The sequence below is a fragment of the Deinococcus sp. YIM 134068 genome, from assembly GCF_036543075.1.
Lineage (GTDB): Bacteria > Deinococcota > Deinococci > Deinococcales > Deinococcaceae > Deinococcus > Deinococcus lichenicola.
Map to the genome: position 1 here is coordinate 1 of NZ_JAZHPF010000025.1, position 23,634 is coordinate 23,634.

Sequence of the window (23,634 nt, forward strand, 5' to 3'; positions counted from 1 at the left end):
TTCCCCCCGCCCACCTCCCTACCGCCCGGCACCCCTTGTGAGTTAACGTTGCCGCAATGCCGTTGGCCGGTCGGGTGGTGGGGGAGGGGGTGCGCCTCGTGCGGCCCCTGGGGCGCGGTTCGCACAGCGTCGTGTACTTCGCGGTCGGTCCCGATGGAAAGCCCTGCGCGGTGAAAATCTTCGAGCGGGGCCTCTCCCCGCACGCGGCGCGCGAGTTGCGGCACGGCGTGGACCTCGATCACCCCAGGCTCGCCCGCGTCCTGTGCGCCGTGCAGGTGGACGAGCGGCCCGCCCTGGTCGTGTCGCTGGCGCGCGGGATCACGCTCTTCCGGCGCTACGAGCGCCGCCCCGCCCTGACGCACGACCGCCGGGCCTTCCTGCTCACGCTCGCGCACCTGCTCGGGGCGCTGGACCACCTGCACTCGCGCGGGCTGGTCCACCGCGACATCAAGCCCGAGAACGTCCTCGTGGAACCCGACGGCAGCGCCACGCTGGTGGACTTCGACCTCTCCGGCCCCATCCGCGAGGTCTTCGCCACCCCCACCCGCCTGGGCACCCCCGCCTTCCAGAGTCCAGAGGCGGCGCGCGGCGAACCGCTCGGCCCGGAGAGCGACCTGTACGGCGTCGGCGTGCTGCTCGGCTGGGGCCTGCACGGGTCGCTCCCCGAACCCGGCGTCTTCCTGCCCGTCGGCTCCGATCCCCTCTCCCCCCTGTACGCCGACCTCACCGACCCCCAGCGTGCCCGCCGCCCCTCCGACGCCGGGGCCGTGCGGGGGGAGCTGCTGAGGCTGGCGAGCCTGCCGCATTGAGGGGAGGGACAGATCAAGCCGTTTGCCCGTCCTCGACGATAGACGTGAGGGGCAGGCGATGTGAACTCACACAGCCTGCCCCCTGAACCTTCCGTTCCCTACCGCAGAATCCGCGCCTCGTTCGCCCGCAGTGGAGAGCCGCTCCCCGGCGTGTCGTTCAGGCTGCTGAGGACCACGCTTCCCCGCGCGAGTTCGCCCACTTGCCGCTCCTCCCCGCCGAAGTTGAGGAGGACGGTCAGGCGCTCGTCGCCCAGCGTGCGCTCGAAGGCGAACACGTCGGCGTGGCCGCTGTCCAGCGGGCGGTAGTCGCCGCCGATCAGGGCGGGATGCTCGCGGCGCAGGCCGGTCAGCGTGCGGAAGTAGTTCAGGTCACTCGTCGGGTCGTCGTTCTGTACCTGTACGTTCACCCGCTCGAAGTCGTCTGCGAGGGGCAGCCACGGGGTCGCGTCCGCCGGGGCGAAGCCTGCATTCGGTGTGGCGTCCCACTGCATCGGCGTGCGCTCGGGGTCGCGGCTGGCGCTCGGCACGTCGGGTTGCTGAAGGCCCGCTGGGTCCACCATCTTCTCCAGCGGGACGGGCACGTTCTCCATCCCGATCTCGTCGCCGTAGTAGACGGTCGGCGTGCCGCGCAGGGTCAGCAACAGCGTCTGCGCCACCCGGTACTGCGCGGCCCCCACCCGCGTCTTGAAGCGGTGCTGGTCGTGGTTGCCGAGCACCCAGTTCGGCCAGGAATGCACCGCCCGGCACGCCGCGTCGTACATGTCCGCGAAGGCGCGCACCTGTGCGGCGTCCCAGGGCATCAGGATGAGGTGGAAGTTGAAGGGCAGATGCACCATCGGCGCGTCGCGCGTGCCCGCGAAGGGGAGCAGCCGCTCGACCGGGAGGTAGATTTCCCCCACCATCATGCGGTCGTGCTCAGGCGTCGAGAACTCGTCCAGTACCTGCCGCAGCTCGCGGATGTACGTGTGCGTCTCCGGTTGGTCCTGCGTGTAGATGTGGAGCAGGCTGTTGTGTTCGACCTGTCCCGGCTGCCACTCGGGGTTCTCCGGCTCGTCGAGGAAACGTTCGTCCTCCGCCAGCAGCCAGATCACGTCCACCCGGAAGCCGTCCACCCCGCGCCGCATCCAGAAGCGCAGCACGTCCGCCATCGCCGCCCGGACCTCGGGATTCCGCCAATTCAGGTCAGGCTGAGAGGGCAGGAACTGGTGGAGGTAATACTGCCCGCTCACCTCATCCAGCGTCCACGCCCCGCCCCCGAAGAAGGACTTCCAGTTGTTCGGCGGCCCGCCGTCACCTGCCGGGTCGCGCCACACGTACCAGTCCCGCTTGGCGCTGTCCTTGCCCGTCTGCGCCTCCTTGAACCACGCGTGGTCCGACGACGTGTGATTGGGCACGAAGTCGAGCATCACCTTCAACCCCAGCCGCTTTGCCTCTGCCACGAGCGCGTCGAAGTCCTCCAGCGTGCCGAACAGCGGGTCGATGTCGCAGTAGTCGGCCACGTCGTACCCGAAGTCGCGCATGGGGCTGGTGAAGATGGGGGAGAGCCACACCGCCTCCACCCCCAGCGAGGCCACATAGGGCAGCCGCGCCGTGATGCCGCGCAGGTCGCCCACGCCGTCGCCGCTGGCGTCCTGAAACGAGCGCGGGTAAATCTGGTAGATGATCCCGCTCTGCCACCACTGGAGCTGTCCGGTCAGGGAGTCGGCTTGCGTCACACACAGAGCGTAGCAGGAAGGGGAGGGGACTGAATCGATTCAGAAGAGTTGCGATTTAGGGAGAGCATGTGAGCGGCTGTAGCCTGACCTCATGGCCGAGCAGGAACCCGACCGTCTCGCTGGAACGGCCCGCGATCTGGGTCTTCCCTATGACGAGAATGACCAGGACTGGGGAATTATGTACGCCGACCACACGCGCCTTCCCGAGTTCATCGCGTACTACCGGGAGCGTTCCGCCGAGTTCAACTGGGGACAACGCTATGACGTGGGAGAACTCATCCTGGCCTCCGCAAACGATGCCATCGTGGAGAGGCATCCACACGGCGATCTCCTCCCCACGATCTTCGAGTTGCTGGTAGCTGACCAGGACCACCCGGCAACTCGAATGCTCCTTGAGTATTGGTCGAGCCTCCACTCTGACCCGGAGGCCATCGGCGCGGATGAGGTCTTTCCCATCTCCCGTCTGCTGGATAGGTTGATTCAGGAGACGGGCGGGAAAGAGTAAGCGGTCTCGTTCCCTCAATCCCCCGGCGTGTCGCTCCCCAGCCTCACCGTCACGTCCGCGCCGGGCACACCCCCAGCTTGCGACACCTCCCCATGTCCCACATCGCGCAGGACGGCGGCGGCGGCTTTACCCGTGACGGTAGTGGGCACGTCGGCGCGGGGGGCGTCGGCCACCTGCACGTTCTGATAGCCCAGGCTCTCCAACTGAGCCTTGAGACGGCGGGCGGAGCCGTTCGGGGCACCGACGTTGACGACGACGACGCTCAGGGTACGCGGGTCGTTCGGGTCGCGGAAGTGATCGCGGACGATGGCGCTCAGCCCCGCGCGGTCGGGCACCCACGTCCCCCCGCCGCCGTAGTCGCCGGGAACGCTGTGCATGTTGACCTTCGGGCCGCTCAGCACCGAGCCGAGGAGCGCCCCGACCTCCTCCCGCGTGAGGTTCGACTTCGTGTTCGCGTCCAGCGCCCCGACCATGCCGGGCAGCCGCCACCAGTTCAGCGGACTTCTTACCTGCCCGACCATCGCCGTGAGAAAGGTCTGCTGCCGCGCCACCCGCCCGATGTCGCCCAGGTTGTCCTTGCGGAAGCGCAGGAAGCCCTCGGCCTGCTGCCCGGTGAGGTGCTGGAGACCCGGCTGGAGGTCGATGTGGAGATTTCCCGCGTTGTCGTCGTACTTCATGCGCTGGGGCACGTCCAGCGTGACGCCGCCCGCCGCGTCGGTCAGCGAGCGGACCGCGTGCAGCGAGAGCAGGGCGTAGCCGTCCACCCGCACGCCCGTGAGGCTCTGCACCGCGCCGACGAGCATCTCCGGCCCGCCGTGGACGTTCGAGCCGTTGATCTTGCCCCAGCCCCAGCCGGGAATGTTCATCCACGTGTCGCGCGGGATGGAGAGCAGGTTCGCCGTGCCGTCCGGGTGAAATTGCGCGAGGACGATGGTGTCGGTCAGGCCGCCGTAGTCCTCCGGGGCCGCCGGGTAGGGCCACACCGCGCTGGGCGGGTAGGTCGGCGTCACGCCCGCGAGCAGGAGCGTGGTCGGGCCGTCGGCCTTACGGGGCAGCGCACCGTAGCGGGCCAGGGCGGGCGCGGCGGGCGAACTCAGGGCGACGAGACCCGCGAGGGCGAGTAGAACGAGGAGGGCGGCACGGCGCACGGGGCGAGTGTATAGCGTCAACGGGCAGCGGGAAGCCCACCCAAAGGTTGACTCGTCCGCGTCCCCGTCCATCCCCAACAGCCCGGCGACTTGGCCTCCTCCTCGGTGGTGTTTTCCCGCCTGCTGGCAAAGTGCCGAAGGGACGCCCTAGCCGTCCAGCGCCGTCAGCACCGCGTCCACGATGCGTTCGCCGTAGGCCTCGATGCGTTTCTCGCCCATGCCGGGCAGGCCGCGCAACTCGTCCAGCGTGCGTGGCTGGCGGGCGGCGAGGGCTTCCAGCGTCGCGTTCGGGAAGATGACGAAGGCGCTGTGGCCCGTCTCGCGGGAGAGTTCGCGCCGCAGTTCGCGGAGGGTGGCGGCGACCTCTGGGTTGGAGGAGGCTTGTGGCTTGTCGCCTGTGGCGTGTGGAGAGAAGAGGGGGGTGGGGCTGGCTTCCCGTTCGGCTGGGGCTGTCTTGATCGCTGAGGCTGTCGTGACCGCAGGGCTGATCTGACCGCCTCCCCGCAGAACGCCGAGCACCGCCGCGTTGCCCGCTGTCCCGCGCTCGGCCACCGTCGGCTGACGGCTGACGGCTGACGGCTGACGGCTCCCCGCCTGCCCCCGCACCACCTCCAGCACCTCCGCCCCGTACGCCTCCAGCTTGCGCCCGCCGACGCCGCCCACGCTGCCCAGGGTGTTCAGGCTGCCGGGCCGCAGCTCGGCGATAGTCTTGAGGGTCGCGTCCGTGAAGATGACGTAGGGGGGAACGCCCTGCTCCCGCGCCCTGCCGAGCCGCCACTGGCGCAGGGCCTCGAAGAGGGGGCGGTCGTGGGCGTCCACCGGGGCGCGGCCCTGCCGGGCGGAACGCTCACGCCGCTCGGCTCTGGGGGCCAGCGCCTCCTCGCGCATCTGGAAGGTCGTCTCCCCCTTTAGGAGTGCGCGGGACTTGGGCGTCGCCATGAGGCCGTGGTGCTCCCCCGCCGCGAGGTAGCCGAGGCTGACGAGCTGGCGCAGCAGCCCGCGCCACGTCTTCTCGTCGTGCCCCCGCCCGACGCCGAAGGTGGGAAGCTGGTGGTGGCCCATCGCCCGCACCTTCTCGGTGTCGCGGCCCAGCAGAACGTCGGTGAGGTGCGCCGAGCCGAAGCGGTTGCCCGTTCGGACCGCCGCTGAGAGGGCCATCTGCGCCTCGCGGGTGGCGTCGCGGACACGGGGCGGGCTGAGGCACACGTCGCAATTGCCGCACGGCTCCTCCAGCGTCTCCCCGAAGTACGTGAGCAACACCTGACGGCGGCAGGTCGCGGCCTCGCAGTAGGTCAGCAGGGCGTCGAGTTTGGCGGCCTCCACGCGCTTCACGTCGGGCGGGGCGGCGCTCTGGTCGAGCATCCGCTTGACGTTCACCACGTCCGAGAGGCCGTAGACCATCCACGCGGTACTCGGCAGCCCGTCGCGCCCGGCGCGGCCCGTCTCCTGGTAGTAGCCCTCCATGCTCTTGGGGAGGTCGAGGTGGGCGACGAAGCGCACGTTCGGCTTGTCGATGCCCATGCCGAAGGCGACCGTGGCGACGACGATCAGCCCCTCCTCGTTGAGGAAGCGGTCCTGCGCCATGTTGCGCTCACGCGGCGAGAGGCCCGCGTGGTAGGGCACGGCGTCCACCCCCTGCGTCTGGAGCCACTTCGCCGTCTCCTCCACCGACTTGCGCGAGAGGCAATAGACGATCCCCGCGTCCCCCCCACCCGTTCCGGCCCCGTGCTCGGCGCGGATGAAGTCGAGGAGCTGGGTCTTCGGCCCCTCCTTGTTCGCCACCCGGTACTGGATGTTGGGGCGGTCGAAGGACGAGACGAACTGCGGTGCCCCGTGCAGGCCGAGGACGTGCAGGATGTCCTCCCGCGTGCGCTCGTCGGCGGTGGCGGTGAGGGCCACGCGCGGAAGGTGCGGGAAGCGCTCGGGAAGGACCCCGAGTTGCCCGTACTCGGGCCGGAAGTCGTGCCCCCACTGGGAGACGCAGTGCGCCTCGTCGATGGCGAAGAGGGCGACGGGCGCGCGGGCGAGCAGGTCGAGGGTGCGGGAGAGCAGCAGCCGTTCCGGCGCGACGTACAGCAGGTCCAGTTCCCCGGCGACCAGAGCCGCCTCCACCTCCCGCACCCCCTCCGGGCTGAGGGTGGAGTTCAGGAAGGCCGCCCGCACACCCACCTGCCGCAGCGCGTCCACCTGATCCTTCATCAGCGCGATCAGGGGCGAGACGACGATGCCCACCCCAGGGCGCAGCAGCGACGGCACCTGATAGCACAGGCTCTTGCCGCCGCCCGTCGGCATCAGCACGAGCGCGTTGCCGCCATCGGCCACCGTCCGCACGATGTCGGCTTGCACGCCCCGGAAGGCGTCGTAGCCCCAGACGGACTTCAGGACGGAGAGGGCACGCTGGTCGGTGGCCGTGCTGTTTGAAGGGGAGGCAGCGGCGGTCATCGGGTGCAGGATAGCGCGGCGCGGTTATGCTGGCGGCGTAATCGGGGAAGCGGTCAGCCGTCAGCAGTGAGGGAGACAGGGACTTAAGCGTTTCCAGACCCGTTCAGCCCAACGAGGAACAGGGTCTTTTCGCTTCTCCCCCCTTGCGGGGGAGGCCGGGTGGGGGGAGGCTAGCGCCAGCTTGCCCGATCTGCAACAAATTCCCTCAACCCCCCTTCACTCACCGCCCCGGCAACTGACTCACCAGCTCGTCCGAGGTAAGCCAGGTCGTCTCCACGTCGGTGGTGGCGCTCATGCTGCCGCTGGCGCTGACACCGCTGAGACCGTAGCTCGCGTTCACGACGACGCCGACGACGTTCCAGCCCGCCTTCGCGGAAACGTCCACGGCGACGGGAGCGGACGACGCCCCGATGAGGGAGCCGCAGTTCAGACTTCCCGTGAGGCGGGTGGCGCGGTCGGCGTAGAGCCACGCGCGGGCGCGGAGGGTGGCGCGGGGCGGAACGTAGGTCACGTTCAGGTCGGCGGCGAGGATGGAGCGCGTGCCCGCCGTGTCCTGCGCGCTCAGGGTGGCGAAGCCGTAGCCGCGCGCCGCCGCGTCGCTGCTCGTGACGGTGCCCGTGCAGCCGACCTCCGAGAGCGCGTCAGGAGCCGTCCGGGTCAGGCCCGCGAGCGCCGAGGCGTCCGGCAGCGTCAGGGTGAAGGTGCCGTCCGCTACCACATCCGCGCGGGCGAGCGTCTGCCCGGAGGAACCGGGGAGGCTCACCGTGCCCGTGCCCGACCACGTTTGCACCGTGCCCCGGACGGTCGTGGCGGGCGGCTGGTCCTCCGGCGCGGCAGGCAGGCTGGCCGAGCCACAGGCGGTGAGGGCGAGGGCGGCGCTGGTCAGCAGCGCGAGACGCGGCAGGGTGTTCATCTGCCGCTCAGCGTAGGGGTGCCGGGGGTGAGATGTCCGCGAAGAGGCGTACACGGCCACCCCCACCGCTCACCCTCCGGGGGACTTGACGGGAATCGTTCGTCGCTTCGCCGCAACCTCCGCCGGGAGGCCGCGCCGCCCAACTCGTGCCTGCTGGCGGCTGGAAGCTGGCCGCTGGCCGCTCCTTAACCGCCGATCTCCACCACCGTCCGCCCACGCACCCGGCCCGCCAGAATCTCCTCCGCAAGGGCGGGCACATCACTCAGGGGACGAATCTGGGTCACGCTTGCCAGCCGCTCTGCGGGCAGGTCACGGGCGAGGCGGGTCCACGCGACTCGGCGGCGCTCCTGCGGGCAGTTTACGGAGTCGATGCCCAGCAGGCTCACGCCACGCAGGATGAAGGGGAAGACGGTGGTGGGCAGGGCGCTGCCCCCCGCCAGCCCGCAGGCGGCGACGGCCCCGTGGGCGCGGGTGCTGCCAATCGCTCCGGCCAGCGTGTCCCCCCCCACGCTGTCCACCACGCCCGCCCAGCGCTCCTTCTCCAGCGGACGCTTCAGCGCGGGCACCTCCTCACGCCCGATCACGTTTGCGGCCCCGAGGGAGCGCAGGTAGCCTTCCTCCTCCCGCCGCCCGGTGCTCGCCGTGACCGCATGGCCCGCCGCCGCGAGGAGGGCCACCGCCGTGCTGCCCACACCGCCCGCCGCGCCCGTCACCAGCACCTCGCCGCCGCCCGGTGCGACGCCGTGCTCCTCCAGCGCGAGGACCGCCAGCATTGCCGTGAAGCCCGCCGTGCCCACGCTCATCGCCCACTCGGGGGTGGTGCCGTCGGGGAGAGGGACCAGCCACTCCGACCGGACCCGCGCGTACTCGGCATAGCCGCCGTCCTGCCGCTCGCCGATGCCCCAGCCCGTCAGCACCACCGGGGCACCGGGCTGATGTGTGCCCGTCTCGTCCATGACCACCGTCCCCGCGAGGTCGATTCCCGGCGTCATGGGATAGGACTTCAATACGCCGGGTTTGCCCGTCACGGCGAGGCCGTCCTTGTAATTGAGGCTGGAATGGGTGACGCGCACCACGGTGTCCCCGGCGGGCAGGTCGGCGGGCGTGAGGGTCTGCATCTCGGCGCGGAAGCCCGCGTCGTCCCTCACGGCGCGCAGGGCACGGAACTGGTCGGGCAGGGTGGATGGCGTCATGGGTGGGACCTCCTCGGGGAGAGCGGTGGAATTGAACGTGCCGCCCAAGCCTAGCGTGGGAGGGTCCGGCACGGCGGGATGTGGGAAACTGGGGCGACTCCGCACCCCAGCGCAAGCCGCCCAGCCGCCCCGACCGGAGGACCCGATGAGCGCCCCGTCATCTCCCGCCCCCACCGACGACCTCTCCCCGCTGGAGCAGAACCTCGCCGCCCTCTCGCCCGGACGCCGCGACTTCTTCCGGCTGGTGATCGGCGTGACCCGCGCCCTGTTCGTGCTGCTCTGGCCGCTGCTGTGGGCCGGGTGGTGGGTGTGGCGCGCCCTGGGAAGGTCGGTGGCACCTGCGCCGAGCCGGGCATGGCTGGAGAGGCCGGGGCACCCGCTCTACGTCCTCGGGGCGGGGCTGGCGCTTGCCCTCGGCCTCGTCTGCACCATCGGCATGTGCTTCTGGCCCTTCATCGCCGCGCTGTGGGTCCTCCACACCCTGCCGGGGGCGGCGGCGCAGGGCGGGGGCGCTGAGTCGCGGGTGTGGCTGTGGGCGCTGGGCGCGGCGCTGCTGGAGGCGGCCATGCTCGCCGTGTATGGGCGTCACATCCGCGCGGGGCTGTCGGGTCGGTAAGACGACGTTCGTTCGGGCCAGGAGCGGACTCCAAGCTCAAGCGTCGGAGGAGACTTCCTGCGAACGTTGCAAAAGGCAGAAGGCCAACAAGGAGAGTCCCCTGCCTTCTGCCTTCGACCTTCCCAGCCATCCACCTGCACAGGAGGTCTACTCTCATTCGGCTGACGGCTGAGAGCTAAGAGCTGACCGCTCCCCTACAGCACATCCTCGAACTCCGTCACCGCATACGCCAGCGCGTCCGTCGTCGTCGCCTGGTGGCCCGCCCACGCGAGCCAGAGGGTGTGCAGGGCGTGGCTCACATTCAGGAGGGCCGTCTGAACGCTCGGCGTCGGCTCGTCCTCGGCGGCGGCCAGCGTGACGGTGAGGTGGAGCTTGGCATTCAGATACCGCGACTGCTCGCCGCGCAGGCCGTCGTAGACGTACACCACCTCGTCCCAGCCGGGGTGGAAGCTCTGCCAGATCAGCCGCGTCACCGCCTCGTGGCTGCCGATGCAGAGGTATTCGGCGGGCACCCCCTCGGGCGTTCGCAGCCCCCGCTCCTGACACAGCCGCGTCGCGAGGCCGCTGACATCACGGTCTACAGCTTCCTGAAAGCGGGCCTGGATGACGCTGCGGGCGGAGTCGCGCGAGTCTTTGGACATAGTGAATGGAGTATATTCTGTTTCAGGCGAAATGTAAGGGCGTGAATTTAGCCCGGTCCCGTGCCCCTCGCCCCCTGTGCACTCTGGTCTGCGGGAATGTGAAGGTCAGGTCGGCCTTCTCCTGCTCCTGCCCGAGACAGGGAAGAAAAAGTTCAGTCCTGCTGGCTACTGGTCGCTGACGGCTGAAAGCTGAAGGCTCTCCACTACCCACGCCCCACATCCGCCCCCTCGCCGCGCGCTACCCTGCCCGCGTGACGCCCGTCCTCTCTCCCACCGTGCAGGACGTGACCGAGCGGGCCGTGCAGGCCATCCGCGACCATGCCGATGCCTGCGAGGCGGCGCAGGACGTGACGCCGGGGGCAGCGGCGGCCCTGCGCGCGAGCGGCTACACGCGGCTCACGCTGCCCACGGAACACGGCGGGCTGGGGGCCACGCTTGCCGAGTACGCCACGGCGCAACTCCGGCTGGGCGAGGCGAACGCGGCGCTCGCGCTCGTGCTGGCGATGCACACGCACGTCGTCGGGTCGACCTTCCAGGGGGGGACGCTGCCGGAGCCGATGCTCGCGGCCCTCGCGCGGGCGAGCGTGGAGGGGCGGCTGGTAAACGCGCTGGCGAGCGAACCCGAACTTGGCAGCCCCTCTCGCGGCGGGCTGCCCCGCACGACGGCCACGCCGGACGGGTCGGGCGGGTGGCTCGTCACGGGCCGCAAGACGTGGGCGACGGGGGCACGCGCGCTCGGCCTCGCCGTGGTGAGCGCCGCCACGCCGGAGGGAACGGTGGCCCGCCTCCTCGTGCCGATGGACGCGCCGGGGGTGGGAATCGAGCAGACCTGGGACGGCTCGCTCGCGCTGCGGGGCACGGGAAGCCAGGACGTGACCTTCACGGCGGTCCGCGTGCCCGGCGACCACCTCTCCCTGCCCGGACCGCCCCACCCCTCGGGAAGCGCGTGGTTCTGGACGGCGATTGCGGCGACGTATCTGGGCGTCGGCTTCGCGGCCCTCCACGCCCTGACGGCCTACGCGCGGGAACGCGTGCCCACGGCCCTGGGTGCCCCCATCGCCACGCTGCCACGCGTGCAGGAGAACGTGGGCCGCATCGCCACCGACCTCGCCGCCGCCCGCGCCCTGCTGCTGGAGGCGACCCGCACGTGGGACACCTCGCCGGACGAGGGGGCCGTGCCGGGCCTCGCCGCCGCAAAGGCCTATGCCACGAATGCCGCCGTGAGCGCGACCGACCTCGCCGTGAGGGTGGCGGGGGGCGCGGCTCTCACCCCCGCGCTGCCGCTGGAGCGCCTGCTGCGTGACGCCCGCGCGGGCCTGACGCATCCCCCGGCGGACGAGGTGAGCTACGGCAGCGTCGGGGCGCGGTGGCTGGGGGTGGAGGCGCGGCGGTAAGCGCCTGTCGGGGACGGGTTTTCATATACGTCGAGACGTGCTGGGACGCCTGTGGCGTCCACCCCCCACCCGGCCTCCCCCGCAAGGAGGGAGGAGCTACACCCAATTCTTGAGACACGCTCCGAGGGCTGACCTCATAGGTGCGATACCGAACCGCGCCCCCAGTCCCTCTATCCTGATCCCCGATGCGCCTCCTGCCCCGCCACTCCCCGTCCTCGCAGGCCGCGCGGCTGGCGCTTTCGGCGTTGGCGGGGTTGCTGCTCGCCGGGGTGCTGGCGCGCGGGGCGGTCAGCGTGGTGCTGGCGGTGGTCCCGCCGGGCCAGCCCTACGTGCGGGCGGTCGTGGGGACCCTCGCCGCGCTGGCGAGCGTGGTGCTGAGCTTCGGGGCGGCGGGGGCGCTGTCGGCGCGGGCGCTGCCGCTGGCGCGGCTGGGGCTGACGCGCGCTCAGGCGCGGGCGCGGGCGGGCCTCGCGGCGGGGGCGACGGCGGGACTGCTCGTCGTGCCCGTGGGCGGGCTGATGGGGCTGGCGGGTGTGTACCGGGGCGGCCTGCTGGGGGACACGCTGGGCGGGGCACAACTCGCCCTCCTCGTCACGCTGGCCTGCACGGTGTACGGCCTGATCTCCGGGGCGGTCCTCGGCCTGCTCACCCTGCGGGCGGGGCTGGCGTGGCGGCCCGCTCTCGGTGGCGCGGTCGGCTTCGGGGCGGTGGGGGCTATCGGCGGAACGCTTCTCGGCTGGGTGGGCGTGCCCGACGTGCTCGCGGGCGGGGGGTGGACGCTCCTCGCCCTCCTCGCGGCCTTCGTGGTGGCGCTTCAGGTCGTGGGGGACAGCGCGGTTGCGGCGGGGATAGACGCGGCGGCGAACAGCGCCCGGCACGATACGGCGGACGACCGGCAGCTCAAGCTCACGCTCGCCGCGCTCGGCCTCTCGCTGCTGGGGGTGTGGGGCCTCGCGGAACGGGCCGTGAGCTTCGCACAGACGCGACCGGGCCGCGCCGAACCGCTCGCCGTGCCCGCCGTCTCCGGCCTGCGCTGCCCGGCCCCGACCGATCCCCTCGAACTCGCCGTGTGGCGCGTCACCACGGGCGGTGGGCGGCCCGACCTCTCGTGCGGGACCGCCTTCCTCGGCTTCCTCCACACGCCGAACCCCGACCCGGCATACAGCACGCAGCCCCCGACCCCGCATGGCGGCTTCGACGGCCTCGCCACACAGATCGCGGGCGCGAGGCGCGAGGTGCTGTTCGCGGTCATGGAGTGGGCGGACGACCCCCGGCGCGGGCCGGGCGCGGTCATTGCGGGCGGGGTGGCCGAGCTGTACCGCCGGGTGGAGGCTGCCCCTTCCGCCTATCCCGACGGCGTGACCGTGCGGGTGGCGCTGGGAAACTTCCCGGTCACGGCCAATCTGGAGTGGGGGTCGCAGGTGTACGCGGCGACGCGCGACCTCCTCGCGGCGGGCGTGCCCCTGCGCGACGAGAACCTCGGTTGGCGCGTCGAGGTCGCCAACTACGCGGGCACCTTCCCGCACAGCCACGCCAAGCTCCTCGTGACGGACGGCGTGTGGCTCACCGTGATGGGCTTCAACGTCGGGCCGCTCCACCTGCCCTCGGCCACCACGGGGGGGCACGGTGGCGACGTGCGCGACCTCGGCGTGAGGGTGCGCGGGCCGGTGGCGCGCGACGGCCTGACCGTCTTCGACGACCTGTGGACCCGCAGCACGACGCTGGAATGTGGTCCGGACGTGACGCCGCGCACCGTCCGCGCCTCGTGCCGCAGCGGGGAGGCGGGCGTGGCCGGGCATCCGCAGGGGACCGACCGCCTCCGCCCCACGCCTGCCGGGGACGAACGCGCCTTCAGCCTCTACCGCCGCGAGGGCTTCCAGATGGCCGACGAGGCGCTGGTGGCCCTGCTGGACGCCTCCCGCACGAGCGTGGACCTGATGCACGTCAGCTTCTCCATGAACGTGCGCTGCAACCTCGCGCTGCTCAACCCGCGCCTCTGCACTTACGACGACGCCCCGCCATGGATGCGTGCCCTCGTCCGGGCCGCCGAACGGGGCGTCACCATCCGCGCCCTCCTGTACGAACACAGCTTCCTGGGGCTGGAGAACCGCATCGGTCTCGCCGCCTTGCGCCGCGAGCTGCGGAGGCGCGGGCTGGAGGGGCGGCTGGAGGCCCGCTGGTATGGAGGTGGTCTCCACGCCAAGACGATGCTCGTGGACGGACGGATGCTCACGGTGGGGAGCCAGAACCTCCACTACTCCTCGTGGACGCCGCGCGGCCTGAACGAGTACACCCTCGCCACGACCGCGCCCGCCGCCGCTGCCGGATACGCGCGGGAGTTCGCCTTTCTGTGGGGTGGGTCGGAGGAAGCGGAGTTGCCGGGGTGGCTGGGAGGGGACGGGGAGGAGTGAGGGGCAGCCTGACCCGTGCGGCGTTCGTGCGGCGTTGGTCGCCTCCCGTGACCGGAAGGGCTGGTCTCGTCAGGAAAGAGGCGCGTCCCGGTGACTCTTCGGGGGGTTCTCCTCCCCGCCCGCTACACTCGCCGCGTGTGCCGCGCCGGACATCCCCCGTCACTCCACGCTCAACCCGGAAGCGCGCGGACTCCACCCTTTTCCCAGGAGGCCCACCCATGAACATCCTGCTTCTCGGTGCCACCGGCATGGTCGGCTCCCGCATTCTGACGGAGGCACGCTCGCGCGGGCATACCGTCACCGCCGCCTCCCGCCACGGGGAGACGCGCGTGGACGCGAACGACCCGGACGCCCTGCGCCAGTTGCTCGCCGGTCAGGACGTGCTGATCGTCGCCCTCGGTCCCAGCCGCACCGACCCGGACGCGCCCCGGCTGGTGGACACCTACCGCCGCATCCTGGAGGCGGCCCGGACGACCGGCACCCGCACCCTCTTCGTGGGCGGCGCGGGCAGCCTGGAAGTCGCGCCCGGCGTGCGCCTCGTGGACACGCCGGAGTTTCCCGACGCCTACAAGCCCGAGGCGTTGCAAGCCGCCGAGGCCCTCGCCTTCCTGCGCGGCGAGGAGGGCTTCGCGTGGACCTACATCAGCCCCGCCGCCGACATTCAGCCCGGCGAGCGCACGGGCGAGTACCGGACGACCGGCGAGGAGTTGCTGACCGATGAGGGGGGACGAAGTTATATCAGCGCCGAGGATTACGCGGTCGCGCTGCTCGACGAGGTGGAGATTCCCCGGCATCCGGCGGGCCGCTTCGGCGTGGCGTACTGAGGGCGGCCAGCCGCCAGCTTCCAGCGTCCAGCGGAATGTGAGATGAGGGGCGAGGGCGAGGGAGGGCAGAGAGGTCAAATCCACCCGTTTTGCTGACGACTGCTCGGCGCGTGTCGGACCGCCCCCGGCTCATGGCTCCTCTCTCCTTGTGGGGGAGGTCGGGAGGGGGTGGCGAGCGCCGCTTGTCCAGCTCTTCGCCTTCCAGCAGGCCCTTCTTACCGCGTCGGTACCTCCGGTTGCGGCTGCGGCACGCCCTCGCCCTTCCTCACCACCCCGCCCCTCGGCAGCAGCAGGCTCAGGACCAATCCGGTGGCGACCAGCCCCAGCGCGAGGAGGTAGGCCCGCCGCAGTCCCTCCGCGAGCGCCACCCCCCCGACCTCGATGGCGGCGGGGCCGATGAGGAGGGCCATCCCCGCCACGCCGAGCGCCCCGCCCATCTGCCGGGCGAAGAGGACGCCGCTCGTCACCGCTCCCAGCTCTCCCTTTCCCGCCCGCTCCTGCGCGGAGAGGAGCAGGCTGAGCATGGAAAAGCCCATCCCGATACCGACCACGAAACCCAGCGCGGACGTGACCCACAGCGGCGCGTGGACGGCGAACGTCAGCACCGCGAACATCACCGTCAGCACGACGAAGCCGAGTTGCGAGAGGCGGGCCAGGGGCACCCGCGTCAGCAACCGCGCGCTCAGCATCGCGCTCAGCGTCCACCCGACGAGCATGGGCGTCAGAATCGCGCCCGCGCCCGTCGCCCCGCCCCCGCCGACCCCCTGCGCGTACAGCGGCAGGTACGCGATGACGCCGAAGTACGCCCCACCGCCGAGCAGGTTGCCCGCGAACGCCACGCGCGGCACCCGCTCCCGCAGCGAGCGCATGGGCAGGAGGGGGTCCGGGTGACGGCGCTCCAGCAGGACGGCGGTCCCGAAGGTCAGCAGCCCCAGCGCGACCATCGCCCACAGCCGCCCCTCCAGCCCCCAGACGGTCAGCCCGCTGCCCAGCGTGAACAGCGCCGCCCCGGTCCAGTCCAGCCGGGCGGGACGCGGGGTGCCCGTCTCCCGCAGGTGCCGCCACGCGATGAGGAGGGCCGCCACCCCGAACGGCAGTGAGGCGTAGAAGGTCCAGCGCCACGACAGGGTGTCCGTGAGCCAGCCGCCCAGCAGCGGCCCCACCAGCCCGGAGACGCCCCACACGCCGCTGATGAAGGCCTGCACCCTGCCGCGTTCGGCCAGCGCATATGTCTCCCCGACGATGGTCAGCGTCAGCGGCAGCACCGCCCCCGCCCCCAGCCCCTGCACCGCCCGCGCCGCGACGAGCCATTCCATGTTCGTCGCCAGCCCGCACAGGGCGCTTCCCAGCAGGAACAGCACCACGCCCACGAGATACAGCCGCCGCCGCCCCACCACGTCCGACGCGCGGCCCCACAGGGGACTTGATACCGTGCTCGTCAGCAGGTACACCGCGAAGGGCAGGGCATAGAGCCGCTGCCCACCGAGGTCCGCGATCACGCTCGGCATCGCCGCCGCGACCACGCTCGCCTCCAGCGCCGCGAGAAACACGCCGAGCACCAGCCCGGTCGTCGCCAGCCGCCGCGCCCGCCACTGCGCCGGGGAGAGGGGAGGGGGAGTCGGGGCGTTCATGGGAGGCAGGCTAGCGCGCGGTCGGGGAGGCGGCCTGCGGGTGTCGTTAAGGTGCGGCTTTCGGCGTGCATGACCACAATCGATCGTCGTTCTACCCGCTGGGGACGCGCCGCCCGCTCCCCCTCAAGACGCTCGATGTGCAACAGAAAGCCAGCGTGCCAGATGTACTCTTTTCTCCCTCCCTCCTTGTGGGGGAGGGTCGGGGAGGGGGGTGACGAGCACCGCTCGTCCTTCTGCCAGGCAGCGAAAACGCCTCCACTCCCCATGTGCAATTCATATCGAGCGTTCAAGCAGCAGGAGTTAAAACACGGGCCACAACCCTTGTTCTCCTCTCGCCTCGTGAGGCTTGCAAAGCTGCGAAGCGGAGAGGGTCAGGGAACGTGTCACCAGCACCGCCGCCCCCCCCACCCCGACCCACCCTCCTCGCCGTGCCAACTACCCCTTTTCACCCCGGAGCGCGTGCTAGCCTCCTTTCTTATGAGCCGTGTCATGAGCCGTGTCGCGCTGAAATCCACCCGCGAGATCGAGGCCATGCGCCGGGCGGGGGCGCTCGTGGCCGAGACCTTCCGCCTCCTCGACCCCTTCGTGAAGCCGGGTGTGACGCTGGCCGAACTCGACCGCATCGCCGAGGAGCACATTCGGGGGGCCGGGGCCGTTCCCGCCTACCTCGGCTACGGCCCGAAGAACAACCCCTTTCCTGCCACGATCTGCGCCTCCGTGAACGAGGTCATCTGCCACGGCATCCCCGGCAACCAGGTGTTGCAGGAGGGCGACATCATCGGCGTGGACATCGGCGTGCTGCTGGACGGCGTGTACGGCGACGCCTGTTACACCTACACGGTCGGTCAGGTTCGGCCCGAGGTGCAGGGCCTCGTGGACACGGCCCGGCAGTGTCTCGCGGCGGCGCTGGAGGTCGTGAAGCCCGGCAACCGCACGGGTGACATCGGCCACGCCATCCAGTCGCTCGCCGAGTCGCGCGGCTACGGCGTGGTCAAGGAGTACACCGGCCACGGCATCGGCAAGCGGCTGCACGAGGAACCGACGATCTACCACCACGGTGCCCGCTACACCGGCCTCAAGCTCCAGCCCGGCATGGTCTTCACCGTCGAGCCGATGATCAACCTCGGCACGCCCGACACCCGCCTCCTGCCCGACGGCTGGACGGTCATCACCGCAGACAAGCAGCCGAGCGCCCAGTTCGAGCATACGGTCGTCGTGACCTCGAAGGGGCATGAGATTCTGACGTTGTGACGCTGTAGGGTGCGGGGGTGGAACCCTTCGGGCGTTACCTGAATGTCGTGGACGTGGAGGCGACCTGCTGGGAGGGTCCGCCGCCGCCCGGCCAGGTCAGCGAGATCATCGAGGTCGGGCTGTGCGTCATCGACACGTTCACGCTGGAAAGGGTCGCGCGTCACCGCCTCCTCGTGTGCCCGCAGCGGTCCGAGGTGAGCGCGTTCTGCACGACGCTCACGGGCTGGACCGCCGAGGAGTTGGAGGGCGGCCTGTCCTTCCGAGGGGCGTGCCAGCTTCTCCAGCGCGACCACCACGCCGACCTCCGCGCGTGGGCGAGCTGGGGCGACTATGACCGCCGCCAGTTCGAGCGCCAGTGCCTCGCGGAGGACGTGCCCTATCCCTTTCGCAACCGCCACACGAACGTCAAGGCCGAGTATTCCCGCGCGCACGGGCTGACGAGGAAGCTCGGCATGGCCGAGGCACTGGCCTACGCCCGCCTGCCACTGGAGGGCCGCCACCACCGGGGCGAGGACGACGCCTGGAACATCGGGGCGCTCGTGCTGTCGCTGATGGAGCGGGGGGCGTGGGTGGAGTAGGCCGCAGCGTCTCTTTGCAGTAAAGGTTTTACTGGTGTGGACGAAATGCTTTGGTCGTGATCGGGAAGCTGCCTTTTGGGAGAGATGACTCCGCCGTGCTGGAAACAGAACACGGCTGTACACCTGGGGAGGCTCATCGGAGGAGCTGAGATGGCACTTCACTCAACCCCCCAGATGGGTGGGGGGTGGGGGGAATTGCCGACCCTACAAAATGAGTTTATGTTAGAAGCATTAACACTCTCCCGCCGGGGGCGGTCAGCCCTGTCGAAATCCTCCGCGTGTCGGGCAAGTCGCGGCCCAACGCCGTAGCGGGCGCGGTCGCGGCGCTCTTGCGGTCGCGCGGGCAGGTGGAGGTGCAGGCCATCGGTCCCGCCGCCGTGAATCAGGCGGTCAAGGCTCTTGCCATCGCGCGGGGCTACCTCGCGGGCGACGGCCTCGACCTCACCGCCCAGCCCGCCTTCGTGAAGCTCGATATGGACGAGGAGGAGCGGACCGCCGTCCACTTCTTCGTCCACGCGCTCCGGGTGCCCGCCCCTTGAGGATTGACTGGTCAAAGGTCTGTCCCCACCTCCCTTCGCTCAATCCTCTTGACCGCTTCCTCACGAAACCTGAGTGGGGTCGGCTAAGATATGGGCAGGAGGAAGACCATCCATGATCTTCGGCCCGTATACCTTTCTGATCATCATCATCTTCGTCGCCTCGCTGCTGATTCAGGGTTACCTGAGCCGGACGTACGGCCAGTGGGGGCGCGTTCGCAACACCCACAACATGACGGGCGCGCAGGTGGCCCGCCTGATGCTCGACGAGAACGGCCTGTCGCATGTGCCCGTGAACGTGGTGCCGGGCAAGCTCTCGGACCACTACGACCCCATCCGCAAGACGGTGAACCTGTCGGAAGCGAACTACCACGTCCCCAGCGTCTCGGCGCTGGCGGTGGCCGCCCACGAGGTCGGGCACGCCATTCAGGACAAGGTGCGGATGCCTGCCCTCGTGCTGCGCGGTCGCCTCGCCATGCCGCTGAGCCTGGGCATGAACCTCGCGCCGCTGCTGCTGCTGGCGGGCGTGTTCATGAACCTGACCGGCCTGCTGTGGCTCGGCGTGATCCTGTTCGCGGGGGCGCTGCTGTTCCACCTCGTCACCCTGCCCGTGGAGTTCGACGCCAGCCGCCGGGCGCTCGCCTACCTGAATGGGCGCGGCATCGTCGCCGGGCGGGAGAGCGGGGGCGCGCGGGCCGTCCTCACTGCCGCCGCCCTGACCTACGTCGCGGGCTTTGCGATGGCGCTTGCCCAGCTTCTGAACGTGCTCGGCATCGCGCGCAGCCAGAGCGACTGAGAGCTTTCAGCCGTCAGCGATCAGCCTTCAGCAGGAAGAGACGCCTCAGCTCCATGCCGGGGCGTCTCTTCTTTTGGCTGATACCTGACGGCTGACGGCTGAGAGCTGACCGCTCCTACACGCTGAAGCCGAACATCCGCATCTGGCGTTTGCCGTCCTCCGTCATCTTGTCCGGTCCCCACGGCGGCGTCCACACGAACTCGACGTTGACCTCGCTCACGCCGTCCAGCCGCCCGACGGCCATCTCGGCGTCGGCGCGGATGAGGTCCTGCACCGGGCAGCCCACGCTCGTCAGGGTCATGGTGATGTCCACCACGCCGCCCTCGCCCACATCCACCCCGTAGATCAGCCCGAGGTCCACGACGTTGACGGGAATCTCGGGGTCCTTGACGACCTTGAGGGCCTCCAGAATCTGCTCCTCGGTGGGCAGCCCCTCCAGCGTCGTGCCCTGCGCGGTGACGTTGGCATCGGTGATGTTCGTGTCGTCCCTCATGTCTGTTTCCCCCCGGTGGGCAGGCCACCCTCCGCCCAGGCCAGCGTGCCGCCCGCCAGATTGACGACCCGTTCGGAGTCGTAACCCCGGTCAAGCAGGTACTGACCCGCTCGGGCGCTGCGTGCTCCGCTGCGGCAGATCATCACGAGGTCGCGGTCCTGCGGCAACTCACCGTACCGTGCCTCGAACTCGCTGAGGGGCACGAGGCGCGCACCCTCGGCGTGAAGCTCCTCGTACTCGTGGCCCTCGCGCACGTCCACGAGCAGCGCGCCCCCCTGCACCATCCGTTGCCCCTCCTCGGGCGTGACCTCTCTCATGGGCATCAGCATATCCCACGCGGCCCGGCGGCACTGTGGCTGGTGGAGGAACCTGCGCGGTGGGCGTACATTGACCCCATGCCCCTGTCTGACGGCGTGACCGTCATCGACCTGCGCCCCGAGGACCTGCGACGGCGCGAGCCTCTGGACCGCCTGACACCCCTGCCCGTCCGCGCTGTGCCCCTGGACGCCATCGAGGACGGCACCCACGGCCTGAGCGCCGACCTCGGCCCGCTCGTCGTGGTGTGTGAGCGCGGCGTGCGGTCGGGGTTGGCGGCCCGCTACCTGCGCGCGGACGGGCTGGAGGCGACCGCCTACCCCGGAGGTGTTCCGGCGCTGGTTGACGAGAGCAAGACGGGCTGAGCCGCCAATTCTGTTTCCTGCTGGTCGCTGGAAGCTGGCTGCTCCTCCACCTTCTGCAAGAAACGCTCAAGCTCCCGTCCCGCTCCCGCCTCTACCCTGAGCCGTGGACGTTTCCCCCGAACAGTTCGAGCGCATGGCGAAGGCCACCCACGCCGCCTACTCCGTCCAACTCGTGCCCAGCCTGCACCTGACGCTGGAGCCGGGGCCTGAGCCGGAACAGGTCCGGTTCCTCCTGCGGCGGCAGACCACCCCCTCCGCCGAGACCTTCGGGGCCGCCGCCGTGGTCCTCAAGTCCGGGGTGGACGCGGATGGGGTCGAGGCCTTTCAGCGCGTGCTCGATCACCTGCTCGAACTCCATGAACGGGACGCGCTGCCGCCCCTGCCGGAGGAGGCCGAGGCACCCGTCGTCTGCGAGTACGGGGCGGAGGGGTTCAGGGCATCGTAATCAAGCCCCGGTAATGACCTGGTAACGGGCCGCGCCCACGCTCCGGGCATGTCCAGCGACCCGTCCCATGAGCTGTCCGCTGACCGGAGTTCCGCCCGGCCCACTGTCCTCGTCACCACCGACCTGAGCGCCCTGGGGGACCACGCCCTCGCGCACGCCGGGGCGCTCGCCGCCGGGCTGGGGGCGGAGGTGTGCGTGCTGTACGTGCAACCCGACCCGTTGACCGCCGTCGCCGACGGGATGGTCTACATTCCCCCGACGAGCGAGACAGACTTGCGGGAGGAACGGCACCGCACCGAGGCCGACCTCGCGGGCCGCCTGCCCGGCGCGCGGGTACGGGTGGAGCAGGCGACCGGGCGACCGGTGCCCCACGTCATCCTGGGGGTGGCGCGGGAGGAGCACGCCCGCCTGATCGTGATGAGCACCCACGGACGCGGCGGCCTGAGCCGTGCCCTGCTCGGCAGCGTGGCGGAGGCGGTGGCTCACCACGCGCCCGTCCCGGTGCTGCTCGTGCGCGCCTCTCATACCGTGACGGTGTGGCAGCGGGAGGGATGAGGAGAGTCGCCGAGCCGGGGGCGACCCCTCCACCCCTTCGGGGCACCTCCCCTCGAAGGGAGGCAGAACCCAATAGGCTTCCCTCGAGGGGAGCTGTCGGCGAAGCTGACGGAGGGGTTCACCCGCCGCGTCGCCCGACATCACTCGTCCAGAGCCGTCACGGTGGCCCCGCACGCTTGCTCATGCCATCCAGGTTCCTCCCGACGCACGGTAGACTCGGGGCGATGACCGCCCACAACGACGCGCCCCTCGCCCTCGTCGGGCACAGCCCCGCCGCCGCCCGTGCCCTGCGGGACGTGGGTCTCGTCGCGGTGAGCGTGCCCGGCGGCGATCTCGGCGCAGTGATCGGTGCGTGCCGCACCCTGCGCTTCTCGGGGGCGCTTGTTCACGAGTCTCGGGAGGGGGCGGCGGCGGAGGCCGTCACCCCGGACACCAGCGCGCGGCGGGCGGGACGGGTGGATGCCGTGGCGCTGACGGGGGCGGGTGCCCACGGCACCTATGCCCTCGCAGATGCGCTCTCAGACGCGGTGGAGGCGAGCGGGTACGCGGCGCGCGGCGCGGGTGCCCTCCTCCTCGGCTCGGGGGGCGACCTCGCGCGGGCGCTGCCCCTCGTGCGCTTGGGCCTCGGCAGCGTGGCCGTCGCCGCCGACAGCGCCCCCGAGGCCGAGCGTTTCCTGCGCGACCTCCCGGCGGGCACGCGCACCTTCACCCTCAGCCGCCACGACCCCGCCCTCGCCTCCCTCGCCGAGCGGGCCGACCTCGTGGTGCTCACGGGCGGCACCCTGCCACCGGGCCTCCTCCAGCCCTACCACACCCTCGCCGACCTCACCGGACGCGCGGGGACCGGCCAGAGCGGTGCCGCCATCCTCGACCTTTCCGCGCTGCCCGCCCTGCGCCTCGCCCGCCAGCTTCTCCACGCGACGGGGCAGCGGTACAGGGCGGAGGATTTGACGGGGCTGGTGGCCGAGTTGGCCTGATGAAGGCAGATGGCAAAAGGCAGAAAGCTTTTGTGGCCTTCTGCCTTCGACCTTCTGCCTATGCCGCCTACTGCGTGCTCCTCGGGTCCAGCACGTCCCGCAGTCCGTCGCCGAGCAGGTTGAAACCCAGCACGGTCAGGAAGATGGCGAGGCCGGGGAAAACCATCGTCCACGGCGCGTCGATGTAATACTGGCGCGAGTCGCTGATCATGGTGCCCCACTCGGGCAGGGGAGGCTGCGCGCCGATGCCGAGGAAGCCGAGCGCGGCGACCTCGATGGTGGCGGTGGCGATGCTCAGGGCACCCTGCACGATGAGGGGCGAGAGACTGTTGGGGAGCACGTGCCGGAAGATCATCCGCCCGGTGCCCGCCCCCAGCGCCCCCGCCGCCTGCACGAACTCGCGCTCGCGCACACTCAGGACCACCGCGCGGGCCAGCCGCACGTACACGGGCACCTGCACGAGCGACACGGCGAGCATGGCGGTGACGAGCTGCGGGCTGTTCAGCGCGAAGAGACGGTCCAGCGCGGCGATGAGCAGGGGCGGGTTGTCGCTGGAGAAGATGGAGGCGAACCCGATGGCGAGCAGGATGCCGGGAAACGCGAGCATCACGTCCGACAGGTAGCCCACCACCGAGTCGAACCACCCGCCGAAGAAGCCCGACAGCACGCCCAGCAGCGTGCCCACGATCAGGGCGAGGACGGTGCTCACCACGCCGACCTTGAGGCTCAGCCCGGCACCGTGCAGCACGCGGGTGGCGACGCTGCGCCCCAGGTTGTCGGTGCCGAAGGGGGCGGCCCAGGCGTTCACGGTGCCCGTGGCGGGGTCGCGGTACGTCTCGGCCACCTCCGGGTTCCACAGCGCCCCCACGCTCGGCGGCTTGAGGTTGAGGCGGTAGTTGCGGTCGGTCGTCGGGTCGTAGGGCTGGATGACGGGCGCGAGCAGGGCCAGCAGCACGAACAGGGCCACGATGACGGCCCCGACCTTGCCGGGCGTGGAGCGCCGGAAGCGCCGCCAGAAGATGCTGGGCTGACGCTTGGGCGCGGTGCGGGGAGGGGAGAGGGTGGTCATGAAAACCTCGGG

The 23,634-nt window shown here is 70.8% G+C and carries 24 protein-coding genes; 14 read left to right on the forward strand and 10 right to left on the reverse strand.

Features of this window, described 5'->3' with window-relative positions:
• Positions 1-56 precede the first annotated feature (56 nt).
• Positions 57-809 (forward strand): serine/threonine-protein kinase, encoded by a 753-nt coding sequence (locus tag V3W47_RS16930; RefSeq protein WP_331826405.1) that lies wholly within the window; start codon positions 57-59, stop codon positions 807-809.
• 98 nt (positions 810-907) lie between these two features.
• Here V3W47_RS16930 and V3W47_RS16935 read toward each other — a convergent pair whose 3' ends face one another.
• Positions 908-2,524, reverse strand: a complete 1,617-nt coding sequence (locus V3W47_RS16935) for an alpha-amylase family glycosyl hydrolase (RefSeq protein ID WP_331826406.1) — start codon at positions 2,522-2,524, stop codon at positions 908-910.
• Positions 2,525-2,615: 91 nt separating this feature from the next.
• On the opposite strand from V3W47_RS16935, the gene V3W47_RS16940 reads away from it, so the two are divergent.
• Positions 2,616-3,029, forward strand: a complete 414-nt coding sequence (locus V3W47_RS16940; protein WP_331826407.1) for a hypothetical protein — start codon at positions 2,616-2,618, stop codon at positions 3,027-3,029.
• Positions 3,030-3,043: 14 nt separating this feature from the next.
• Here the strand turns inward: V3W47_RS16940 and V3W47_RS16945 are convergent, their stop codons facing one another.
• The 4 genes from V3W47_RS16945 to V3W47_RS16960 all read right to left on the reverse strand — a co-directional run bounded on the left by V3W47_RS16945 (position 3,044) and on the right by V3W47_RS16960 (position 8,725).
• Positions 3,044-4,177 carry an LCP family protein gene (locus tag V3W47_RS16945; protein ID WP_331826408.1) on the reverse strand — a complete coding sequence of 378 codons (1,134 nt, stop codon included), beginning with the start codon at positions 4,175-4,177 and terminating at the stop codon, positions 3,044-3,046.
• A gap of 147 nt (positions 4,178-4,324) precedes the next feature.
• The gene (gene recQ / locus V3W47_RS16950) at positions 4,325-6,619 is read right to left on the reverse strand and encodes a DNA helicase RecQ (RefSeq protein WP_331826409.1); all 2,295 of its coding nucleotides are present in this window, start codon (positions 6,617-6,619) and stop codon (positions 4,325-4,327) included.
• Between the two features lie 220 nt (positions 6,620-6,839).
• A complete protein-coding gene (locus V3W47_RS16955; RefSeq protein WP_331826410.1) occupies positions 6,840-7,532 on the reverse strand; it encodes a hypothetical protein in 693 nt (230 codons plus the stop codon).
• Positions 7,533-7,717: 185 nt separating this feature from the next.
• On the reverse strand, positions 7,718-8,725 hold the full coding sequence (locus V3W47_RS16960) for an MDR family oxidoreductase (protein WP_331826411.1): 1,008 nt from the start codon (positions 8,723-8,725) through the stop codon (positions 7,718-7,720).
• Positions 8,726-8,870: 145 nt separating this feature from the next.
• Between V3W47_RS16960 and V3W47_RS16965 the strand changes: the two genes are divergently transcribed.
• Positions 8,871-9,341 (forward strand): hypothetical protein, encoded by a 471-nt coding sequence (locus V3W47_RS16965; protein ID WP_331826412.1) that lies wholly within the window; start codon positions 8,871-8,873, stop codon positions 9,339-9,341.
• A 194-nt stretch (positions 9,342-9,535) separates the two neighbouring features.
• Here V3W47_RS16965 and V3W47_RS16970 read toward each other — a convergent pair whose 3' ends face one another.
• Complete coding sequence (locus V3W47_RS16970; protein WP_331826413.1) at positions 9,536-9,982, reverse strand: hypothetical protein; 447 nt, start codon at positions 9,980-9,982, stop codon at positions 9,536-9,538.
• 251 nt (positions 9,983-10,233) lie between these two features.
• On the opposite strand from V3W47_RS16970, the gene V3W47_RS16975 reads away from it, so the two are divergent.
• The 3 genes from V3W47_RS16975 to V3W47_RS16985 all read left to right on the forward strand — a co-directional run bounded on the left by V3W47_RS16975 (position 10,234) and on the right by V3W47_RS16985 (position 14,611).
• Positions 10,234-11,376: an acyl-CoA dehydrogenase family protein gene (locus V3W47_RS16975; RefSeq protein WP_331826414.1), complete on the forward strand. Its 1,143-nt coding sequence runs from the start codon at positions 10,234-10,236 to the stop codon at positions 11,374-11,376.
• Between the two features lie 185 nt (positions 11,377-11,561).
• Positions 11,562-13,787, forward strand: coding sequence for a phospholipase D-like domain-containing protein (locus tag V3W47_RS16980; RefSeq protein ID WP_331826415.1), 2,226 nt, complete (start codon positions 11,562-11,564; stop codon positions 13,785-13,787).
• A gap of 218 nt (positions 13,788-14,005) precedes the next feature.
• Positions 14,006-14,611 carry an NAD(P)-dependent oxidoreductase gene (locus V3W47_RS16985; protein WP_331826416.1) on the forward strand — a complete coding sequence of 202 codons (606 nt, stop codon included), beginning with the start codon at positions 14,006-14,008 and terminating at the stop codon, positions 14,609-14,611.
• A gap of 215 nt (positions 14,612-14,826) precedes the next feature.
• On the opposite strand, the gene V3W47_RS16990 is transcribed toward V3W47_RS16985, so the two are convergent.
• The gene (locus V3W47_RS16990) at positions 14,827-16,242 is read right to left on the reverse strand and encodes an MDR family MFS transporter (RefSeq protein ID WP_331826417.1); all 1,416 of its coding nucleotides are present in this window, start codon (positions 16,240-16,242) and stop codon (positions 14,827-14,829) included.
• 489 nt (positions 16,243-16,731) lie between these two features.
• Between V3W47_RS16990 and map the strand changes: the two genes are divergently transcribed.
• From map to V3W47_RS17010, 4 genes are all read left to right on the forward strand, one after another.
• Positions 16,732-17,493 carry a type I methionyl aminopeptidase gene (gene map, locus V3W47_RS16995; protein ID WP_331826452.1) on the forward strand — a complete coding sequence of 254 codons (762 nt, stop codon included), beginning with the start codon at positions 16,732-16,734 and terminating at the stop codon, positions 17,491-17,493.
• A gap of 17 nt (positions 17,494-17,510) precedes the next feature.
• Entirely contained in the window at positions 17,511-18,071 is a 561-nt protein-coding gene (locus V3W47_RS17000) for a 3'-5' exonuclease (RefSeq protein ID WP_331826418.1), read from the forward strand.
• A 278-nt stretch (positions 18,072-18,349) separates the two neighbouring features.
• The gene (locus V3W47_RS17005) at positions 18,350-18,610 is read left to right on the forward strand and encodes a stage V sporulation protein S (protein ID WP_442877241.1); all 261 of its coding nucleotides are present in this window, start codon (positions 18,350-18,352) and stop codon (positions 18,608-18,610) included.
• A gap of 112 nt (positions 18,611-18,722) precedes the next feature.
• On the forward strand, positions 18,723-19,403 hold the full coding sequence (locus V3W47_RS17010; RefSeq protein ID WP_331826419.1) for a zinc metallopeptidase: 681 nt from the start codon (positions 18,723-18,725) through the stop codon (positions 19,401-19,403).
• Between the two features lie 115 nt (positions 19,404-19,518).
• Here V3W47_RS17010 and V3W47_RS17015 read toward each other — a convergent pair whose 3' ends face one another.
• The gene (locus V3W47_RS17015; protein WP_331826420.1) at positions 19,519-19,896 is read right to left on the reverse strand and encodes a metal-sulfur cluster assembly factor; all 378 of its coding nucleotides are present in this window, start codon (positions 19,894-19,896) and stop codon (positions 19,519-19,521) included.
• Complete coding sequence (locus V3W47_RS17020) at positions 19,893-20,213, reverse strand: rhodanese-like domain-containing protein (RefSeq protein ID WP_331826421.1); 321 nt, start codon at positions 20,211-20,213, stop codon at positions 19,893-19,895. The genes V3W47_RS17015 and V3W47_RS17020 overlap by 4 nt, the downstream gene beginning before the upstream one ends.
• Positions 20,214-20,291: 78 nt before the next feature.
• Between V3W47_RS17020 and V3W47_RS17025 the strand changes: the two genes are divergently transcribed.
• From V3W47_RS17025 to V3W47_RS17040, 4 genes are all read left to right on the forward strand, one after another.
• Positions 20,292-20,576 (forward strand): rhodanese-like domain-containing protein, encoded by a 285-nt coding sequence (locus V3W47_RS17025; protein ID WP_331826422.1) that lies wholly within the window; start codon positions 20,292-20,294, stop codon positions 20,574-20,576.
• A gap of 103 nt (positions 20,577-20,679) precedes the next feature.
• A complete protein-coding gene (locus V3W47_RS17030; protein ID WP_331826423.1) occupies positions 20,680-21,021 on the forward strand; it encodes a hypothetical protein in 342 nt (113 codons plus the stop codon).
• 48 nt (positions 21,022-21,069) lie between these two features.
• Positions 21,070-21,576, forward strand: a complete 507-nt coding sequence (locus tag V3W47_RS17035; RefSeq protein ID WP_331826424.1) for a universal stress protein — start codon at positions 21,070-21,072, stop codon at positions 21,574-21,576.
• A 224-nt stretch (positions 21,577-21,800) separates the two neighbouring features.
• Positions 21,801-22,553 (forward strand): shikimate dehydrogenase, encoded by a 753-nt coding sequence (locus V3W47_RS17040; RefSeq protein WP_331826425.1) that lies wholly within the window; start codon positions 21,801-21,803, stop codon positions 22,551-22,553.
• A gap of 67 nt (positions 22,554-22,620) precedes the next feature.
• On the opposite strand, the gene V3W47_RS17045 is transcribed toward V3W47_RS17040, so the two are convergent.
• Positions 22,621-23,622: an ABC transporter permease gene (locus tag V3W47_RS17045; protein ID WP_331826426.1), complete on the reverse strand. Its 1,002-nt coding sequence runs from the start codon at positions 23,620-23,622 to the stop codon at positions 22,621-22,623.
• Positions 23,623-23,634 lie beyond the last annotated feature (12 nt).

Excerpts from the sequence above, each read along its gene's own strand:
- V3W47_RS16930 (WP_331826405.1), top strand. The coding sequence starts at position 57 with ATGCCGTTGGCCGGTCGGGTGGTGGGGGAGGGGGTGCGCCTCGTGCGG.
- V3W47_RS16940 (WP_331826407.1), top strand. The coding sequence starts at position 2,616 with ATGGCCGAGCAGGAACCCGACCGTCTCGCTGGAACGGCCCGCGATCTG.
- recQ (WP_331826409.1), bottom strand. The coding sequence starts at position 6,619 with ATGACCGCCGCTGCCTCCCCTTCAAACAGCACGGCCACCGACCAGCGT.
- V3W47_RS16955 (WP_331826410.1), bottom strand. The coding sequence starts at position 7,532 with ATGAACACCCTGCCGCGTCTCGCGCTGCTGACCAGCGCCGCCCTCGCC.
- V3W47_RS16960 (WP_331826411.1), bottom strand. The coding sequence starts at position 8,725 with ATGACGCCATCCACCCTGCCCGACCAGTTCCGTGCCCTGCGCGCCGTG.
- V3W47_RS16965 (WP_331826412.1), top strand. The coding sequence starts at position 8,871 with ATGAGCGCCCCGTCATCTCCCGCCCCCACCGACGACCTCTCCCCGCTG.
- V3W47_RS16970 (WP_331826413.1), bottom strand. The coding sequence starts at position 9,982 with ATGTCCAAAGACTCGCGCGACTCCGCCCGCAGCGTCATCCAGGCCCGC.
- V3W47_RS16980 (WP_331826415.1), top strand. The coding sequence starts at position 11,562 with ATGCGCCTCCTGCCCCGCCACTCCCCGTCCTCGCAGGCCGCGCGGCTG.
- V3W47_RS16985 (WP_331826416.1), top strand. The coding sequence starts at position 14,006 with ATGAACATCCTGCTTCTCGGTGCCACCGGCATGGTCGGCTCCCGCATT.
- V3W47_RS16990 (WP_331826417.1), bottom strand. The coding sequence starts at position 16,242 with ATGAACGCCCCGACTCCCCCTCCCCTCTCCCCGGCGCAGTGGCGGGCG.
- map (WP_331826452.1), top strand. The coding sequence starts at position 16,732 with ATGAGCCGTGTCGCGCTGAAATCCACCCGCGAGATCGAGGCCATGCGC.
- V3W47_RS17010 (WP_331826419.1), top strand. The coding sequence starts at position 18,723 with ATGATCTTCGGCCCGTATACCTTTCTGATCATCATCATCTTCGTCGCC.
- V3W47_RS17015 (WP_331826420.1), bottom strand. The coding sequence starts at position 19,896 with ATGAGGGACGACACGAACATCACCGATGCCAACGTCACCGCGCAGGGC.
- V3W47_RS17020 (WP_331826421.1), bottom strand. The coding sequence starts at position 20,213 with ATGAGAGAGGTCACGCCCGAGGAGGGGCAACGGATGGTGCAGGGGGGC.
- V3W47_RS17025 (WP_331826422.1), top strand. The coding sequence starts at position 20,292 with ATGCCCCTGTCTGACGGCGTGACCGTCATCGACCTGCGCCCCGAGGAC.
- V3W47_RS17035 (WP_331826424.1), top strand. The coding sequence starts at position 21,070 with ATGTCCAGCGACCCGTCCCATGAGCTGTCCGCTGACCGGAGTTCCGCC.
- V3W47_RS17040 (WP_331826425.1), top strand. The coding sequence starts at position 21,801 with ATGACCGCCCACAACGACGCGCCCCTCGCCCTCGTCGGGCACAGCCCC.
- V3W47_RS17045 (WP_331826426.1), bottom strand. The coding sequence starts at position 23,622 with ATGACCACCCTCTCCCCTCCCCGCACCGCGCCCAAGCGTCAGCCCAGC.